Origin of the sequence: Kitasatospora papulosa, from assembly GCF_000717245.1 — a bacterium.
Taxonomy (GTDB): domain Bacteria; phylum Actinomycetota; class Actinomycetes; order Streptomycetales; family Streptomycetaceae; genus Streptomyces; species Streptomyces papulosus.
The window spans coordinates 225,146-241,997 of sequence record NZ_JNYQ01000009.1; the positions used below are offsets into that span (position 1 = coordinate 225,146).

The following is a 16,852-nucleotide window of genomic DNA, read 5'->3' on the forward strand; positions in this document are numbered from 1 at the left end:
CCCGTGCCGGGCGCGGCCTTCCGTGATCCCCCGGAGCGGCGTCGGCGCCCGGCCGTCGCGGCGTCGCGGCATGCCTCGTCACCGTGTGCCTGCGTGCGGCACACGGTGACGAGGCGGAGCGGGGCGGGCCCGCCTACTTGAGCGCCCCCGCCGTCAGTCCGGCGACGACCTGGCGCTGGAAGACGATGTACGCGGCGAGAACCGGCAGCATCGCCATGACCAGCCCGGCGAAGAGGCCCGACCAGTCGCCCTTGTAGCCCTGGCTGGTGGCCAGCTCCACGAGTCCCTGGGAGAGCACCTTGCCGTCCGGGTCGGTGTTCAGGACCGTCGGCAGCATGTACTGGTTCCACTGTCCGAGGAAGTTGAAGATGCCGACGCTGATCAGACCGGGCTTCGCCATCGGCAGCATCACCTGGAAGAACGTCCTGGTGTGCGAGGCCCCGTCGAGCATGGCCGCCTCCGCGATCGACGTGGGCAGCGTCCTGAAGAACGAGGTGAGGAAGAAGACGGTGAACGGCAGCGAGTAGGCGATGTAGACCAGGATCAGCCCGTGCACCGAGTTCAGCAGGCCCATGTTGTTCATGACGAAGAACAGCGGGACCAGCGCCAGGATGATCGGGAAGCTCATCCCTCCGATGAAGAGGAAGTAGATGAAGCGGTTCCCGGGAAAGTCGAACCGGGCCAGCACGTACGCCGCCATCGAGCCCAGCAGCAGGGTGCCGATGAGTGAACCGCCCACCACCAGGATGGTGTTGAGGAAGTAGTCACTCATGTGGGCCTGGTTCCAGGCCCGTGACCAGTTCTCGAAGTGCAGCTTGTCCGGCAGCGCCCAGGGGGTCGACAGGATCGAGTCGTCCGTCTTGAAGGACGCCATCACCGCCCAGAGCAGCGGCATGATGACGAGGACCGCCCAGATGACGAGCACACCGTGCGAGAAGACGTTGAGGACCTTGCCCTCGCTGCTCTTCGCCGGTCCGCCGGCCGGGGCGTCCTGCTTGGTCACCGGCGAGCGCGGGGCCGGAACGGCGGGCGGAGTCTCAGTGACCTTCACGTGTGCTCACCTCGTACAACTGTCGGGCCGGCCACCGGGACCGAACTGATCTGCGTGCAGCCGGCCGTCCGGTCGCGGAACCTCGGGGAAGCCGGCATCAGAACTCCAGCCGCTCGCGGCGGCCGAGGCGCATCACGATGCCCGCGAAGAGCATGGTGACGATCAGCAGCCCGACCCCGATGGTGGTCGCGTAGCCGGCCTGGGCGTCCCGGAAGGCCGTCTGGTAGACGTACAGCGGCAGGACGGTGGTGGAGTAGTCGGGACCGCCCGGTCCCACCGTCATGACCTGTACGGCCGTGAAGGCCTCGACGCCGAGCGCCAGGATGCCCATGTAGACCCAGCCGGACTGCACGGTGTCCCAGAGCAGCGGCAGCGTGATCTTGAAGAAGGTCGTGATGCGGTCCGCGCCGTCGAGCAGCGCGGCCTCGTAGAAGTCCTTCGGGATGGACGCCATCCCGGCCGAGAACAGGACGACGAAGAAGCCGACCGTCGACCAGATCAGCACGACCATCACGCAGTACAGCGCCAGATCGGGATCGCCCAGCCAGTCCGGCTGAAGGCTCCTGAGCCCGACGGCCTTCAGCGTCGAGTTCAGCATTCCGGACGTCGGGTTGAACGCGAACTGGAACAGCAGGGCCACGATCACGATCGACAGCACCTGGGGGAAGAAGTAGGCGATCTTGTAGAACGAGGAACCCCGCACCCCGGCGACCGCGGCGTTCTTCCGTCGACGGCCGCCGACATTGAGCATGAAGGCGAAGAAGAGTGCGAGGCCCAGCGTCACCAGCGGCAGCAGCAGCGCCAGCAGCACACTGTGCTGCAGTGACTTCCAGAAGATGTCGTCGTCGAGCATCCGGCTGTAGTTGTCGAAGCCGACCATCGTGAAATCGGGACTCAGTCCGGTCCAGTCCGTGAACGAGTAGTAGATGGACTGCACGAACGGCCAGATGACGAAGATGGCGTACAACGCCAGCGGGACTACCAGGAATCCCGCGATGAACCGGTACTTGCCGTGCTGCATCGTTTACCGACCCCGATTTCCGAGCGGGTGCCGCCGCTGGTGACGGTTGCTCACTGGTGCTTGTAGTGCTTGATGGACTGGTCCTTGGCCGCGGCGTCGGCGAAGGCCTGGATCTTCTTGATGGTCTCCGCCGGGGTCGCGCGGCCGGCCATCATCTCGCCGATGCCGGCGATACCGATCTGCTCCTTCTGGAGCTTGACGTACCAGTCCTGCATGCGCGGGTTCACGACGTTGTCGCCGGCCTGCTTCAGGACGTCGACGCCGGACTGCATGGCGGTCGACAGCGTGAGGCCGTCGGTGCCGCCGTTGAAGGCGCTGAGGGACTTCACGGACTTGGTGAAGTTCTTCGAGGACTCCTCGCTGAGCATGATGCGCAGCTGCTCCATGCCGCCCTCGGGGTTCTTCGCCTTCGCGGGGACGACGAACGGCTCCCCGCCGGAGGCCCAGATCGTGCCGAAGGGGAGCTTGTCGGAGGCGTCCAGGCTGGACGGCGCCCCGACCATCATCTTGAAGTCCTCCGGCGTGGTGGGCGCGGCCTCGTTCTCCACCCACGAACCGTTCGGGATGAAGAGCGCCTTGCCCTTGGTCCACTCCGTCTGCGACTGGATGTGGGTCAGGCCGGGGGTGCCCTTGAGGATGTAGCCCTTCTTGAAGAGCTCGTAGTACGCCTCGAACGCGGCCTTGACGGCCGGGTCCTTCCAGGCGTTCGGCTCCAGGTTGTCGATCTTGTCGAGGACCTCGCGGCCGCCGATCTTGCCGATGAAGGGGTAGAGCGAGAACGGCAGGTAGTACGGGTACTTGCCGGGGTACGTCCAGCCGGCGATGCCCTTCTTCTTCGCCTTCTCGCACAGCGCGAGCATGTCGTCCCAGGTCTCCGGGTACGCCGCGTCGAGCTTCTCCAGGTTGGTCTGCGAGTACCAGACGCCGTAGACCGTGTACGCGTAGTACATGATCCAGACCGGGTCACCGTCGAACTGGCCCATCTCCAGGACACCCGGACGCAGCGTGTCGCGGACCTTCTTGGAGGGGTCGTCGTAGGACGGGGCGTCCATCAGCGGCGTCAGGTCGGCCAGTTGCTTCTTGCCGACCAGGACGCCCATGTCCATCTGCTCGGCGCCGGAGTTGTCGATCAGGTCGGGCGGGGTGCCTCCGTTGAAGCGGGGCTGCAGCGTCGACTGGATCTTCTCCGTGGCGGCGTGCTTGACCTTCGGAGCCTTGGGGAAGGCCGCGTTGTACTTCTTCTCCGCGTCGATGGCGTACTGCTCGCCGAAGCCACCGTTGAAGATGACGACCTCGAGGGCGGCGGTCTCGTTGACACCGAGCGGGTTCTTCGCGCTCTTGGTGCCCTTCTCGACCTTCTCGTCGCTTCCGCTGTCGCTGCTCGCGCACGCCGAAAGGAAGCTCATCGTCGGGACGGCGATCAGGCCGAGTGCGGCAGAACGCTTGATCACATCGCGACGGCCGAGGCCCTCATTCGTACGGCCTGAGGTGGATCCCATGCTCAAGTCCTCGCCTTCTCCAGGACTCAGGCGGTGTACCGGTCACCCGTAAGGAATTCGCCTAGGCGAAGGGCCCCGCCACCGCGGTCAGTTGCGCTTGGGTCGTGCAGATTGCCGGATTACCAGGTGCAGTGGAGGAGATCCGGGGGAACGCACGGCGGGCCACCTCGCGCGCCCACAGCCGTTCCACCCTCCCCCGCGCCCGCGCGCCGTTGTGAAGCGGCTGTGCAGACGCCGACAGGTATAGTCCACTTGCCGCCAACTCAGCAAGATCGAATGCATGGTTGAGCGGCAGTCTTTCCCGAGTTGAGACCTCACGGACACCTCGGCACCGCGCGCCTGCGCACGGAAACGGCCTTTTCCGCAATACGGTCGAATCACCGGCGTCGCCCCCGTGCAACACCCTTGACACACACCGCCACTTGGCTCCCTACTGGAACTCGCATCCCCCGATGACAACGTTGTCCACGCATGCCCCCAGGAGGAACGGCTCCGTATGCAGCCCCTACGTGGTCCTCAGCACGGCTCGCGCCAGAGACGCGGCCAGTCCGCCGCGGTCCTCGCCGCCGCTCTCGCCATGACCCTGGCAGCCCCCACCGCAGCCCTCGCCCAGCCGTCCGGAGCCGCGAAGAAGCCCTCCGGCGGGACGACGTTCAGCTCCTCGTTCGAAACCGACGAGAAGCAGCCGGACTGGCGCAACACCGTCGAGGAAGGTCCTGACGGCAAGAAGAAGGCATCGGGTGTCGACGGTGGCTTCTCCGCCGGCATACCGGGCAGTGTCAACGACCAGGTCACGGATCTGCGCGCCAGCGGCGAGAACGCGGCCGGCGGTGAGGTCAAGGAGAACCTGACCGACGGGGAGTCCGGCACCAAGTGGCTGGCCTTCGCCCCCACGGCCTGGGTCGAGTTCGACCTCGCCGCGCCCACCAAGGTCGTGACCTACGCCCTCACCTCGGCCAACGACCACGCCGAGCGCGACCCGAAGGACTGGACCCTGAAGGGTTCCACCGACGGCAAGACCTGGACGGACCTGGACACCCGTACCGGCCAGACGTTCTCCAAGCGCTTCCAGACCACGTCGTACGACTTCAGCACGGACACCGCCTACCAGCACTTCCGGCTGGAGATCACCAAGAACAACGGGGCGTCCGACGCACTCCAGCTCGCCGACGTCCAGTTCTCGAACGGGGACACCTCCGCGCCCGCCCCCGACGACATGCGCACCCAGGCCGACCGGGGGCCCTCCGGGTCCCCCACCGCCAAGCAGGGCGCCGGGTTCACCGGGAAGAAGGCCCTGCGCTACGCGGGTACGCACAAGCCGGACGGCCGCGCCTACTCGTACAACAAGGTCTTCGACGTCGACACCGCGGTCACGAAGGACACGCAGCTGTCCTACCTGGTCTACCCGCAGATGGGCGAGACGGACCTCAGCTACCCCGCGACGCACGTGGCGGTGGACCTGGCGTTCACCGACGGCACCTACCTGAGCGAGCTGAGGGCGACGGACAGCCACGGCGGGCTGCTCACCCCGCAGGGCCAGGCGGACGCCAAGCGGCTGTACGTGAACCAGTGGAACAAGGTGGCCTCGCGCATCGGCACGGTGGCGGCCGGCAAGACCGTCGACCGGATCCTGGTGGCGTACGACTCCCCCAAGGGCCCGTCGAAGTTCCAGGGCTGGGTCGACGACATCTCGATCGCGCCGAAGGCCCCGGAGAAGCGCAAGGCGCACCTCTCCGACTACGCGTCCACGGTGCGCGGCACGAACTCCAGCGGCGGCTTCTCGCGCGGCAACAACTTCCCCGCGACCGCGGTCCCGCACGGCTTCAACTTCTGGACGCCGGTCACCAACGCGGGCTCCACGAGCTGGATCTACGACTACGCGCGCGGCAACAACGACGACAACCTGCCCACGCTCCAGGCGTTCAGCGCCAGCCACGAGCCGAGCCCCTGGATGGGCGACCGCCAGACCTTCCAGATGATGCCGTCGGCGGTCCCGGGCACGCCCGACGCCTCCCGCACGGCCCGCGCGCTGCCCTTCCGGCACGAGAACGAGACCGCGACCCCGCACTACTACGGGGTGACGTTCGAGAACGGTCTCAAGGCCGAGATGACCCCCACCGACCACGCGGCGCGGATGCAGTTCACCTACCCCGGTGACGACGCGAGCCTGGTCTTCGACAACGTCACCAACGACGGCGGGCTCACCCTCGACGCGAAGACCGGCAGCTTCACCGGGTACTCCGACGTGAAGAGCGGCGGATCCACCGGGGCGACCCGTCTCTTCGTGTACGGCACCTTCGACGCGCCGGTCACCGACAGCGGCAAGCTGAAGGGCGGCGGCGGGGACGACGTCACCGGGTTCTTCCGCTTCGACGCGGGCAAGGACCGCAAGGTCGGCCTGCGCCTGGCCACGTCGCTGATCAGCGTCGACCAGGCGAAGAAGAACCTCGCCATGGAGCTGCCGGAGAAGACCTCCTTCGACAAGGTCAGGAAGAACGCGCAGAGGGCCTGGGACAAGATCCTCGGAAAGATCGAGGTCGAGGGTGCGAACGCCGACCAGCTGACCACGCTCTACTCCAGCCTCTACCGTCTCTACCTCTACCCGAACTCGGGCTTCGAGCAGGTCGACGGCCGGAGCACGTACGCGAGCCCGTTCTCGCCGCGGACGGGCACGGACACCCCGACCCACACCGGCGCGAAGATCGTCAAGGGTGAGGTGTACGTCAACAACGGTTTCTGGGACACCTACCGCACGACCTGGCCGGCGTACTCCTTCTTCTCCCCGAAGCAGGCCGGGAAGATGGTCGACGGCTTCGTCCAGCAGTACAAGGACGGCGGCTGGATCTCCCGCTGGTCCTCCCCGGGGTACTCCGACCTGATGACCGGCACCAGCTCGGACGTGGCCTTCGCGGACGCGTACGTCAAGGGTGTCGACTTCGACGCGGAGGCGGCGTACGACGCGGCGGTCAAGAACGCCACGGTGACCCCGCCGTCCTCGGGCGTCGGCCGCAAGGGCATGGACACCTCGGTGTTCACCGGCTACGCCAACACCTCGACGCACGAGGGTCTGTCCTGGTCGCTGGAGGGCTACCTCAACGACTACGGCATCGCGCAGATGGGCAAGGCCCTCTACAAGAAGACGAAGAAGCAGCGCTACAAGGAGGAGTCGGAGTACTTCCTCAACCGGGCGCAGAACTACGTCAAGCTCTTCGACGAGAAGGCCGGCTTCTTCCAGGGCAGGAAGGCGAACGGTGACTGGCGTCTGCCCTCCGACCAGTACGACCCCCGTGTCTGGGGCTACGACTACACGGAGACCAACGGCTGGGGTTACGCCTTCACCGCCCCGCAGGACAGCCGCGGACTGGCCAACCTCTACGGCGGGCGTGACGGTCTGGCGAAGAAGCTGGACACGTACTTCTCCACTCCGGAGACCGCCGGGCCCGAGTTCGTCGGTTCCTACGGCGGCGTGATCCACGAGATGACCGAGGCGCGCGACGTCCGGATGGGCCAGTACGGCCACAGCAACCAGGTCGCCCATCACGCCACGTACATGTACAACGCGGCCTCGCAGCCCTGGAAGACCCAGGAGAAGGTCCGCGAGGTCCTCGGCCGGCTCTACACCGGCAGCGAGATCGGCCAGGGTTACCACGGCGACGAGGACAACGGCGAGCAGTCGGCCTGGTACCTCTTCTCCTCGCTCGGCTTCTACCCGCTGGTCATGGGCAGCGGCGAGTACGCGATCGGCTCGCCGCTCTTCACGAAGACGACGGTGCACCTGGAGAACGGCCGCGACCTGGTCGTCAAGGCACCGAAGAACAGCGCCGCGAACATCTACGTCCAGGGCCTGAAGGTCAACGGCAAGAAGTGGAACTCCACCTCGCTGCCGCACGACCTGCTCGCCAAGGGCGGGGTGCTGGAGTTCGACATGGGCGCGAAGCCCTCGGCGTGGGGAACGGGCAAGGACGCCGCACCGGTCTCCATCGCGCAGGACGACAAGGTGCCCGCGCCGAAGGGCGACACGCTCAAGGGTGACGGCGCGCTGTTCGACAACACCTCCGCGACCTCGGCCCAGGTCGAGTCGGTGGAGCTGCCGGCCGCCGCGGGCACGAAGGCGGTCCAGTACACGCTGACCTCGGCGACCGCGGCGAAGGCCCCCACGGGCTGGGTGCTGCAGGGGTCGACGGACGGCACCTCCTGGAAGGACCTCGACAAGCGGTCCGGCCAGACGTTCGCCTGGGACAAGCAGACCCGGGTGTTCTCGGTGCAGGCGCCGAAGGCCTACGCGAAGTACCGGCTGGTCAGCACGGAAGCGGCGACGCTGGCGGAGATCGAACTGATCTCCTGATCGTCGACACGGAGTTACGGGCCGGGGGCGGCCACCCGAAGTCAGGGTGGCCGCCCCCGGTGTCATAGTGCTGCGCATGCTGTCATGGATACGGAAACGGATACCGGCGCGGATCACCGGGCGTCTGGCTCCGGTCGCCGCCGCGCTCACCGTCGCCTGCACACCGGTCACGGCACCCGCGCCCGCCCCCTCCGCCGCCGAGGTCGCACTGAGCCTCGACGACGTCCCGAGCACCTTCGTGGTGTACAACGCGGACGAGGGCGCGAAGGCGACGAGCCGGGACTTCGAGGTGCCTGTCCACCTCGACCCCCCGGAGAGCGGGCCGGCCCTCGACCTCAAGGTCGTGGTCGACGCCTCCGGCCTCGAGGGCATCGCCCGCGTGGCGGACGACGGCAACTGCAAGGGCAGCGGCTGGGTGTACACCTGCGAGTACGGCAGCCCGCAGAACGACGGCGAGAGCTACGCCCCCTTCCAGCTCCTCGGGCTGGACGGCGTGAAGCCGGGCGACAGCGGCACGGTCACCTACACGGCGAGCGCGGACAACGCCCCGCCGGTGACCGGCACCACGCGCATGGTCATCGGCGGTCCGACCCTCGGTTCACCGGACGAGGAGCTGGAGGTCAGCGGTGTCGTCCCGGGCCGGGACACGCCGCTGACGCCGAAGTTCGCCAACCGGACCCGTTTCTCCGCGGACCGGGGCGTCGCGCTGCGCGTCGAGGCCGCCGGCGGCCTCACCCTCGAACCCCGTCACGGCAACTGCTCCTACGACGCGGCCACTCCCACGTCGGCGTGGTGCCTGTTCCCGGCCGGGGCGGCGCCGAGGACTGCCTACCGCACCCGTGCGCCGCTCACCTACGTCGCGCGGGACGAGCAGTTGACCGGCACGATCACCTACAGCTGGTCGTCGACGCCCGAGAAGCCGGCCGGCCACCCCGTGCGCGGCACGGGGGCCCCGCTCACACTGACCGCCACCGCGGACGAGGAGTTCGGCAGCCCCAGCGGCGCGGTCCGGGTGAACACCACGGTGCAGGCCGACTACCGGCCGGTCACCGGGACGGTCCGGGGGCGCGTGGGCGACACCGTGGAGGTGCGGCTCGGGGTGCTGGACCTGGGTCCGGGCCGGCTGGTGAACGACGAGCCGAAGGGACGCTTCGAGGTGGTCCCGCCGGAGGGCACCACGGTCACGTCCGTCCCGTACGCCTTCGAGGACCTGAACAGGATGTGGGGCTGCGAGCAGCCGAAGAGGCCCGGCGGGGCGTTCGTCTGCGACCTCGACAGCGAGGCGTTCTCCTGGGCGCGGCAGGACGACGGGACGACCGTCATCGCGTTCCGCGTCCGCGTGGACCGGCAGGTGACGGGGGCTCACGGCACCATCCGGACGTACGGCGCCTACGACCGCACCCCCGGCAACGACACCGCGGCGATTCCGCTCGAAGCCTCGCCCGCACCGCCCCACCGGTCCGGCCTTCACCCGGTGACCTGGGCCGCGGTCGCCGTGGGCGCCGTCGCGGCCGTGGTCCTGGCGACCGGGTACCTGCGGCGACGCCGACGAGCGGGCTGAGCCTTCCGCCGGGGCGCACGCCGATCACTATGGGCCAGTCAGGGTATTTCCTGGCGTTTCGTGGTGTCCCGACGCACTCTCGCGAAGATCCATGTCATTTCTTGGGCGATCAGGTGATCAGTACGACAATCATCTCGGCTTGAAGGAGCCCAGCATGCGCACTTCCGCTTCCCACCGTTCCCGCAGCGTCCGCACGGGCACCAAGGTGGCGGCCGCGGTCGCCATCGCCGGCGCCGTCTCGGCCGCCGGGGCCCCGGCCGCCTTCGCCCTCGGCGAGAGCGGCGACATCGACGTCCGTTCCGTCAGCTGGCACTCGCGTGGTGACCGCAACGGCGTGGAGGTCTGCCAGTTCGTCCTCGTGGCCAACAACTTCGGCGAGCTCCCCCAGCTGGTGTGGACGATCACCGAGCGCCCGCCGGGCAACACGCTGACCAACACCCTTCCGCTCGTGGACGGCAAGGCCCGCAGCCAGGAGTACCTGCTCCCGGAGGGTACGTACACGCTGTCCTGGACCGCCGGCACCCTGAAGAACAAGAGCTTCGAGGTCGACTGCTCCCGGCCCGAGCGGGAGGGCGGCCAGGGCGGCAGCCGCGGGGAGGGCGAAGGCCGGGGTTCGTCCGAGTCCGGTGCGGCGGCGAACAAGGGCGACAAGGCCGCCGGCGAGATCTACGACAAGCCGTCCGGCGCGGTGCCCGCGGGTGGCGGCGGCGTCCCCGACATGGAGAGCGTCAGCTCCGAGGGCGAGTCGAACGTCGGCGCCTCGGCCGCCCTGGTCGCCGGTGCCGCCGGCATCGCAGGGCTGATCATGGTCCGTCGAACCGCACGTCGTCGTGCCCGCAACGAGGCCTAGGACGCGCGGCCGACGGCGGCGGGGTCCGAGCCGTGCATGCCGGCTCACGATGACCCTGTGCGTGACCTTCTCGCTGGTGACCGGCATCGTGTGGGCGAGTTCGGACTCGTCCGAGGACACCTCGTCGGTCACCGCCGCCCGCGGCAGCGATGCCGCGGGTGGCGGGGCTCCGCCCTTCCGCAGAGCACCTCACGCACCGGCGAAGAAGGTGCCCACCTCACACGCACCGCTGGTGCACTCCCGTCCGGTGAAGGTCGCCGTGCCCGCCATCTACATCGAGGCCCCTGTCACCGGCCTCGGTCTGGACGCGAAGGGCCGGCTCGGCGCCCCGCCGCTGAGCAAGCCCAAGCTGGTGGGCTGGTACCGCAAGGGACCGTCCCCCGGAGAGGCGGGCACGTCGCTCATCGTCGGCCACCGGGACACCGCGACGGGGCCGGCGATCTTCCTCAATCTCAACGTCCTGCGCCGGGGTGACACCGTGAAGGTCACGCGGGCCGACCGGCGGATCGCGGTCTTCACCGTCGACGAGGTGAAGACCTACACGAAGGACAAGTTCCCCGACGAGAAGGTGTACGGCGCGACCGGCCGTCCGGAGCTCAGGCTCATGACGTGCGGCGGGCGCTTCGACAAGAAGAACGGCTACTCGGCCAACGTCGTCGTCTTCGCCCACCTCACGTCGCTCAAGAAACAGGCGGCCTGACCACGGACCGCCGCACGGAACCGGCCGGCACCTCGGGGGCGAGGTGCCGGCCGTCCGCGGACGGTGACCCGCGCAGGCAGCGGGGCACGGTCCGCCTCACACTGCGGGGGTCAGCCCACCCTGCAGCCGAGCCGGAGAGCGGAGTCGGGAGCACCGCCCTGCGAGACGTAGCCGAAGGTGGTGGATTCACCGGGGTCCAGCGAGCCGTTCCAGCCCGCGTTGTGGACCATCACCTCCTGCCCCTGGGTGGTCATGTCACCGCTCCAGAGACTGGCGACGCTCTGCCCGGTAGGCTGTGTCCACTCCACCATCCAGCCGAGCATGGGGACGGTGCCGGAGTTGGTGACCTTCACCTCCGACTGGTAACCGCCGTTCCAGCTGCCGGTGGTGGTCCGGGTGGCGGTGCAGGCGCCGGGCGGGGGCTCGGTCGGGGTGCTGCCGGATCCGTCCTTGACCCCGGTCACCTCCCCGTTGCCGCCGTCGAAGACCACGTCGGAGCAGGAGTAGAAGGTCTCCTGGCTGTCGGAGCGCTGCCACACCATGTAGATCACGTGGCGGCCGTCCTTGCCCTCGGGCAGCGCACCGGTCCACCTGTAGTCGGCCTCGACCGTGCCCGGGCTGCCGTTCAGCGCCGGGTGGTCGATGGACAGGAAGGGCGATGCCTCCATGTCGGCCCAGGTGAGCGCCTTGGTCGGGTCGTAGCCATCCTTCGTGACGTACACGTAGAACCAACCCGGGTGCGCGGCCCAGGCGTTGTACGAGAAGTCGATGGTGGCGCCCTCGGTCAGGTGGGTCACCGGCCAGTCGGCACTCGGCTTGTTGAACCCCGTGAAGTTGGTGTTGCCACCACTGCACAGCTCGCCGTCGGGCACGAAGCCGCGGGTACGGCCGGCGCCGTCGGAGCGCAGCACGGAGAACCAGTTGTAGAACGGGGTGGTTCCGCTCTGCTGCGCGGCGGACTTGCAGGCGGGGTTCACGGGCTTGATCTCACCCGTGGCGGTCAGGCCGTCCTGCCAGCAGAGGAAGGTGCGGCTGGCGGGCTTCATGGGGGTGCCGTGCGCCTCGGCCTTCTCCCCCGTGGTGAGGACGAGCCCGAGGGCGGGGACCGTCGTCAGCAGGGCGAGCAGGGTGAGGAGAAAGGCTCTCCTGCGGGTGCCGGCCAGTAATCGGTGTCTGGACAGATGGATCACGATGTACGTCCCTTCGCTGCGGCGCCGGGTGGGGCCGGGATGCTGTGCGAGTTTGGGAGCGCTCCCATTATCGGAGGCTAACGCCGACCCCAGATCATGTAAACGCCTTGCGCTTAAGGGCTTCCGCCACTCTTCCGGGTGACCGTGATCGATGCCCGACATACGGGGGCGGGGTACCCGTTACCGTGCGGAGCATGCCGCTGCCGAAGGACCTGGACCCGTACGCGAATCCCCGCGCCTTCTACGGTGCGGAGTTGCGCCGCCTGCGGGAGGCCGCCGGGCTGTCACAGAACGAACTGGGCGAGCGGGCCTTCTGCTCCGGCACCTACATCGGCCTGTTCGAGGCGGCCGAGCGACGCCCGCAGGTCGAGATCTCCCGCGCGCTCGACGCGTTGCTGGGGAGCGGCGAACACCTTCAGCGGCTGTGCCGGCTGGCACGGACGTCGAAGGTGGCGGGGTACTTCGCGGATGCGGCGGAGCTCCAGCAGCGGGCGTCGTCCATCGGGAGCTTCAACTCGATGCTCGTCCTCGGCCTGTTGCAGACCGAGTCCTACGCGCGCGCACTCACCCGGTCCGCGCACCCGTTCGCCGACCGGGAGGTCGTCGAGGGTCATGTCCGCGCCCGGATGGAGCGGGCATCGCTCCTGGACTCCCCCACCGCCCCCGTGCTCTGGGTGGTGATGCACGAAGCCGCCCTGCTCGTTCCGGTCGGCGGGAAGGCCGTGATGGCCGAGCAACTGCTCCACCTTGCCGAACAGAGCGCGTCCCGCCCCCGGCTCATCACTCAGGTACTCCCGTTCGCCGCCGGAGCACATCCCCTCCTGCACGCGTCGATGACCCTGATGCAGTTCACCGAGGCGCCTGCCGTCGTGTACACGGAGGCCGCGTACAGCGGTCAACTCGTCGAAGAACCGGCCCTGGTGGAGCAGCACAGCTCCGCCTACGATCTGGCCAGGGCTGCCGCGTTGTCGCCGGAGGCCTCCCTGGACCGGATCGCCTCAGCGGCAAAGGAGTTCTTGACGCCATGACCACCACGCCCGAACTGAGTACAGCTGTCTGGCGTAAGGCGTCCTACAGCAATGGCGACGGCGGCGAGTGCCTCGAAGTCGCCGACGGCCTCCCCGGTCTCGTCCCCGTCCGCGACAGCAAGACGCCCGGTGGCCCTGTTCTCGCCTTCACCGCCTCGGGCTGGACACGCTTCGTCGACGCCCTCGGGAACGGTTCGCTGCGGGGGTGCGGGACGGCCTGAGCGGGGATCGGTTCAGGCCGGCGCCGCGCCGCGTCAGTTGATGGCGTTGAACAGCCTTTCGGGAAGGGACATGTTCAGTGCGGTGACGACCGGCTTGCCGTGTTCCGTGCCGAGACGGGAGACCGCGCCCGTGGCGAGCTGGAACAGTTCACCGCTCGCGGGTGTCAGCCGCAGGTACCGCGCGGTGAGCACGCGCAGGAAGTGCGAGTGCGCCACGAGAGCGATGTCCGCGTCGCCCAGGCGGGATGCCGCCGCCCGGACCTCGGCCAGGATCCGGTCCGCCCGGTCGCCCACCTCCTGCGGGCTCTCACCGGGGTGCTCGTCGGGGCCGGGGGCGACGCCGTCGGTCCAGAGGTTCCAGTCGGGGCGGGTGCGCCGGATCTCGACCGTGGTGATGCCCTCGTAGGCCCCGTAGTCCCACTCCCGCAGGTCCGGGGTGTCGCGGGGTGCCTTCAGTCCGGCCAGCTCGGCGGTGCGGCGGGCCCTGAGCAGAGGACTGACCAGGGTGAGCCCGATCTCCCGTTCGGCGAGGAGCGGGACGAGGGCTCGGGCCTGCCGTTCGCCCAGCTCGGTCAGGGGCAGGTCGGTCCAGCTCGTGTGCTGCCCGGACCGGGACCATTCGGTCTCGCCGTGCCGGATCAGGATCAACTCGCCCATGGGTGCTTCCGCTCTGTGCGCCGTACTCGTACTCGTGTGCCACTGGTGGCAACCCGCCGGCCCACGATCGCATTCCATCCGGCCCCGCACGGGGCGGCTCGCCCCGGCGTGGTCGGTCCTTACGGCGCGTGCCGCCCCGGCCGTGGTGCGGCGGGCACCGGGATCACTCCGGTGCCCGCCGGGACAGGGGTCGGGTGCCGGTGACCCGTCAGTCCCTCTCCCCCACGACGGTGACCGTGTACGGCCGGTCCGTGTCCGTCGTGACACGGACCTCGCCGCCCTCCCGGACGACCTCGTACGTGGCGGCCACCGCGCCGGTGCGGTCCGGGACCGTCACCGTGCGGGTGAAGTCACCCGTTCCGGCGGGGGCGAACACGCGGAGTTCGAGGTCGTCGAGCCACTCGCCGTCCGGGCGGGACTCGTCCGCGCCCAGCGCCAGGACCGCGCCCTGGCGGACCAGTAGGGGCAGGCTGTCGAAGCCGTGCGTTTCGCGGTGCCACGCGGGACCGGTGACCGTGTCGCCTGTCAGCAGGTGGGTCCAGGTGCCCTCGGGGACGTAGTACTCGACCTCGCCGTCGTCGGTGAAGACGGGTGCGACCAAGACGTCCGGCCCCAGCAGGTACTGCCGGTCGGCCGTGCGGGCCGTCGGGTCCTCGGGGAACTCCAGCAGCAGCGGGCGCATCGTCGGGACGCCGGTGCGGTGCGCCTCGACGGCCACGCCGTACAGGTACGGCATCAGGCGGTGCTTGAGGCGGGTGAACTGCCGTGCCACGTCGACCGCTTCGTCGCCGAACTCCCACGGCACGCGGTACGACGACGAGCCGTGCAGCCGGCTGTGGGAGGACAGCAGGCCGAAGGCGAGCCAGCGCTTGAAGACGGCCGGGTCGGGGGTCCCCTCGAAGCCGCCGATGTCGTGGCTCCAGAAACCGAAGCCCGACAGGGACAGCGAGAGACCGCCGCGCAGGGACTCCGCCATGGCCTCGAAGGAGGACCAGCAGTCGCCGCCCCAGTGGACCGGGTACTGCTGGCCGCCGGCGGCGGCCGAGCGGGCGAAGAGCACGGCCTCGCCCTGGCCGCGCTCGTTCTCCAGGAGCTCGAAGACGGCCTTGTTGTAGAGGTGCGTGTAGTAGTTGTGCATGCGCTCCGGGTCGGAGCCGTCGTGCCAGACGACGTCCGTCGGGATGCGCTCGCCGAAGTCGGTCTTGAAGCCGTCGACGCCCTGGTCGAGGAGGACCTTCAGCTTGGCCTGGAACCAGGAGGTGGCCTCGGGGTTGGTGAAGTCGACCAGCGCCATGCCGGCCTGCCACTTGTCCCACTGCCAGATGTCACCGTCCGGCGTCTGGACGAAGTAGCCCTTCTCCGCGCCCTCTTCGTACAGCGGGCTCTTCTGCCCGATGTACGGGTTGATCCAGACGCAGATCTTCAGGCCCTTGTCCTTGAGCCGGGTGATCATGCCCTCCGGGTCGGGGAACACGGCGGGGTCCCACTCGAAGTCGCACCACTGGTACTCGCGCATCCAGAAGCAGTCGAAGTGGAAGACGCTCAGCGGGATGCCGCGCTCGGCCATGCCGTCGACGAAGGAGGTGACGGTGGCCTTGGTCCTCGACGCTGAACTGCACCTGGCCGACGGCCTCGGAGCCGACCTCGAAGGAGACCTTGCCGGGGTGGTTGACGAAGACGCCGTAGCCGCGGGAGGACAGGTAGAACGGGATGTTCTTGTACGCCTGCTCGCTGCTGGTGCCGCCGTCGGCCTGCCACATGTCGACGGTCTGGCCGTTCTTCACGTACGGCGTGAAGCGCTCACCGAGGCCGTGGACGGTCTCCCCGACGCCGAGGGCGAGCTGGGCGAACATGTGGTGGCTGCCGTCGTCGACGGTGGCGAACGCGCTGCCCTTGCGCCCGGCCGAGGTCAGGACCCGGCCGTCCCCGTCGAGGAACTCCAGGCCGAAGGTGCCCTCGGTGGGGAGCCGCAGGGTGAGCGGGCCGCTGGTCAGCTCGGCGGTCGCGCCCTGGGTGCGGGTCGTGGCGGCGGACTGCGCTGACGCGCCCGGAAGTTCGAAGTCGGGACCCTTCCGGCGCCGGCCGGCGTGATGGGTGAGCCGCACCGCGATGACGCCCTCGGCCGGGGCGTGGGCCTCCACGGTGATCAGGGGGGCGTTCAGCGTGTCGCCGCGGCGCTCGACGCGCTTGACGGCGGCGTAGGCGGCGAGGCGGTCGTCGTCGAGGCGGACGTCGCGGACTTCCGTGGCGTACGAGGCGTGCACACCACTGCGCATCTGCCAGAAGCCGTCGGTGAACTTCATGGGGGTGGTCCTTAGCCGATCAGGGGAGTGCTGGGCGGGACGTCGGGGCGCCTGCGGCGAGCGCGGCTGCGGGTCCTCTCGATTTTGATCGTACACAAAACAAATGCGCCCGAGAAGGCCGGAACATGACAGCAGTTCCCGGATTGCCCCGAGAAGCGGAACCCCTGACAGAGCCCCGGATCTGCCATGTTTGCGCCACGTGACCGACATGTGACGGAAACGGTCTAGAAACCCTCGACCGGATGGCGTATTAGTACTGCAAGCAAACAAATTGATGCGCCCGGCAGCGGATGCCGTCCGGGCCCGACGCCGACAAGAGGCTGTGCAATGACGGACCGCTTCACTCCCACTCCCGCGGACAGGTTCACGTTCGGTCTGTGGACGGTGGGCTGGCGTGGCAACGACCCGTTCGGTGACGCGACGCGT

11 protein-coding genes and 1 pseudogene are annotated in these 16,852 nt (G+C 68.7%); 6 read left to right on the top strand and 6 right to left on the bottom strand.

Features of this window, described 5'->3' with window-relative positions:
• Nucleotides 1-133: 133 nt before the first annotated feature.
• The 3 genes from IA22_RS0123445 to ngcE all read right to left on the bottom strand — a co-directional run bounded on the left by IA22_RS0123445 (nt 134) and on the right by ngcE (nt 3,571).
• Complete coding sequence (locus tag IA22_RS0123445) at nt 134-1,051, bottom strand: carbohydrate ABC transporter permease (protein WP_014153357.1); 918 nt, start codon at nt 1,049-1,051, stop codon at nt 134-136.
• A 97-nt stretch (nt 1,052-1,148) separates the two neighbouring features.
• Nucleotides 1,149-2,072: a carbohydrate ABC transporter permease gene (locus IA22_RS0123450; protein ID WP_014153358.1), complete on the bottom strand. Its 924-nt coding sequence runs from the start codon at nt 2,070-2,072 to the stop codon at nt 1,149-1,151.
• A 50-nt stretch (nt 2,073-2,122) separates the two neighbouring features.
• Complete coding sequence (gene ngcE, locus IA22_RS0123455) at nt 2,123-3,571, bottom strand: N-acetylglucosamine/diacetylchitobiose ABC transporter substrate-binding protein (protein WP_014153359.1); 1,449 nt, start codon at nt 3,569-3,571, stop codon at nt 2,123-2,125.
• 496 nt (nt 3,572-4,067) lie between these two features.
• Between ngcE and IA22_RS0123460 the strand changes: the two genes are divergently transcribed.
• The 4 genes from IA22_RS0123460 to IA22_RS0123475 all read left to right on the top strand — a co-directional run bounded on the left by IA22_RS0123460 (nt 4,068) and on the right by IA22_RS0123475 (nt 11,027).
• A complete protein-coding gene (locus tag IA22_RS0123460; RefSeq protein WP_030124746.1) occupies nt 4,068-7,916 on the top strand; it encodes a GH92 family glycosyl hydrolase in 3,849 nt (1,282 codons plus the stop codon).
• 76 nt (nt 7,917-7,992) lie between these two features.
• A complete protein-coding gene (locus IA22_RS0123465; protein WP_234435411.1) occupies nt 7,993-9,477 on the top strand; it encodes a hypothetical protein in 1,485 nt (494 codons plus the stop codon).
• 154 nt (nt 9,478-9,631) lie between these two features.
• Entirely contained in the window at nt 9,632-10,327 is a 696-nt protein-coding gene (locus tag IA22_RS0123470) for a hypothetical protein (RefSeq protein ID WP_014153362.1), read from the top strand.
• A gap of 49 nt (nt 10,328-10,376) precedes the next feature.
• Nucleotides 10,377-11,027 carry a class F sortase gene (locus IA22_RS0123475; RefSeq protein WP_014153363.1) on the top strand — a complete coding sequence of 217 codons (651 nt, stop codon included), beginning with the start codon at nt 10,377-10,379 and terminating at the stop codon, nt 11,025-11,027.
• Nucleotides 11,028-11,137: 110 nt separating this feature from the next.
• Here IA22_RS0123475 and IA22_RS0123480 read toward each other — a convergent pair whose 3' ends face one another.
• Entirely contained in the window at nt 11,138-12,217 is a 1,080-nt protein-coding gene (locus tag IA22_RS0123480; RefSeq protein ID WP_014153364.1) for a lytic polysaccharide monooxygenase auxiliary activity family 9 protein, read from the bottom strand.
• A gap of 194 nt (nt 12,218-12,411) precedes the next feature.
• Here IA22_RS0123480 and IA22_RS0123485 point away from each other — a divergent pair, with 194 nt between their 5' ends.
• Together IA22_RS0123485 and IA22_RS0123490 are read left to right on the top strand one after the other, a co-directional pair.
• Entirely contained in the window at nt 12,412-13,245 is an 834-nt protein-coding gene (locus tag IA22_RS0123485; RefSeq protein ID WP_030124748.1) for a helix-turn-helix domain-containing protein, read from the top strand.
• A complete protein-coding gene (locus IA22_RS0123490) occupies nt 13,242-13,466 on the top strand; it encodes a DUF397 domain-containing protein (protein ID WP_014153366.1) in 225 nt (74 codons plus the stop codon). The genes IA22_RS0123485 and IA22_RS0123490 overlap by 4 nt, the downstream gene beginning before the upstream one ends.
• A 33-nt stretch (nt 13,467-13,499) precedes the next feature.
• On the opposite strand, the gene IA22_RS0123495 is transcribed toward IA22_RS0123490, so the two are convergent.
• Together IA22_RS0123495 and yicI are read right to left on the bottom strand one after the other, a co-directional pair.
• On the bottom strand, nt 13,500-14,123 hold the full coding sequence (locus tag IA22_RS0123495) for a histidine phosphatase family protein (protein WP_015579229.1): 624 nt from the start codon (nt 14,121-14,123) through the stop codon (nt 13,500-13,502).
• 208 nt (nt 14,124-14,331) lie between these two features.
• Nucleotides 14,332-16,426: pseudogene (yicI, locus tag IA22_RS34225) on the bottom strand (alpha-xylosidase).
• Nucleotides 16,427-16,852 lie beyond the last annotated feature (426 nt).

Coding starts and splice junctions, on each gene's coding strand:
- IA22_RS0123450 (WP_014153358.1), bottom strand. CDS start 2,072: ATGCAGCACGGCAAGTACCGGTTCATCGCGGGATTCCTGGTAGTCCCG.
- ngcE (WP_014153359.1), bottom strand. CDS start 3,571: ATGGGATCCACCTCAGGCCGTACGAATGAGGGCCTCGGCCGTCGCGAT.
- IA22_RS0123460 (WP_030124746.1), top strand. CDS start 4,068: ATGCAGCCCCTACGTGGTCCTCAGCACGGCTCGCGCCAGAGACGCGGC.
- IA22_RS0123465 (WP_234435411.1), top strand. CDS start 7,993: ATGCTGTCATGGATACGGAAACGGATACCGGCGCGGATCACCGGGCGT.
- IA22_RS0123470 (WP_014153362.1), top strand. CDS start 9,632: ATGCGCACTTCCGCTTCCCACCGTTCCCGCAGCGTCCGCACGGGCACC.
- IA22_RS0123475 (WP_014153363.1), top strand. CDS start 10,377: ATGACCCTGTGCGTGACCTTCTCGCTGGTGACCGGCATCGTGTGGGCG.
- IA22_RS0123485 (WP_030124748.1), top strand. CDS start 12,412: ATGCCGCTGCCGAAGGACCTGGACCCGTACGCGAATCCCCGCGCCTTC.
- IA22_RS0123490 (WP_014153366.1), top strand. CDS start 13,242: ATGACCACCACGCCCGAACTGAGTACAGCTGTCTGGCGTAAGGCGTCC.
- IA22_RS0123495 (WP_015579229.1), bottom strand. CDS start 14,123: ATGGGCGAGTTGATCCTGATCCGGCACGGCGAGACCGAATGGTCCCGG.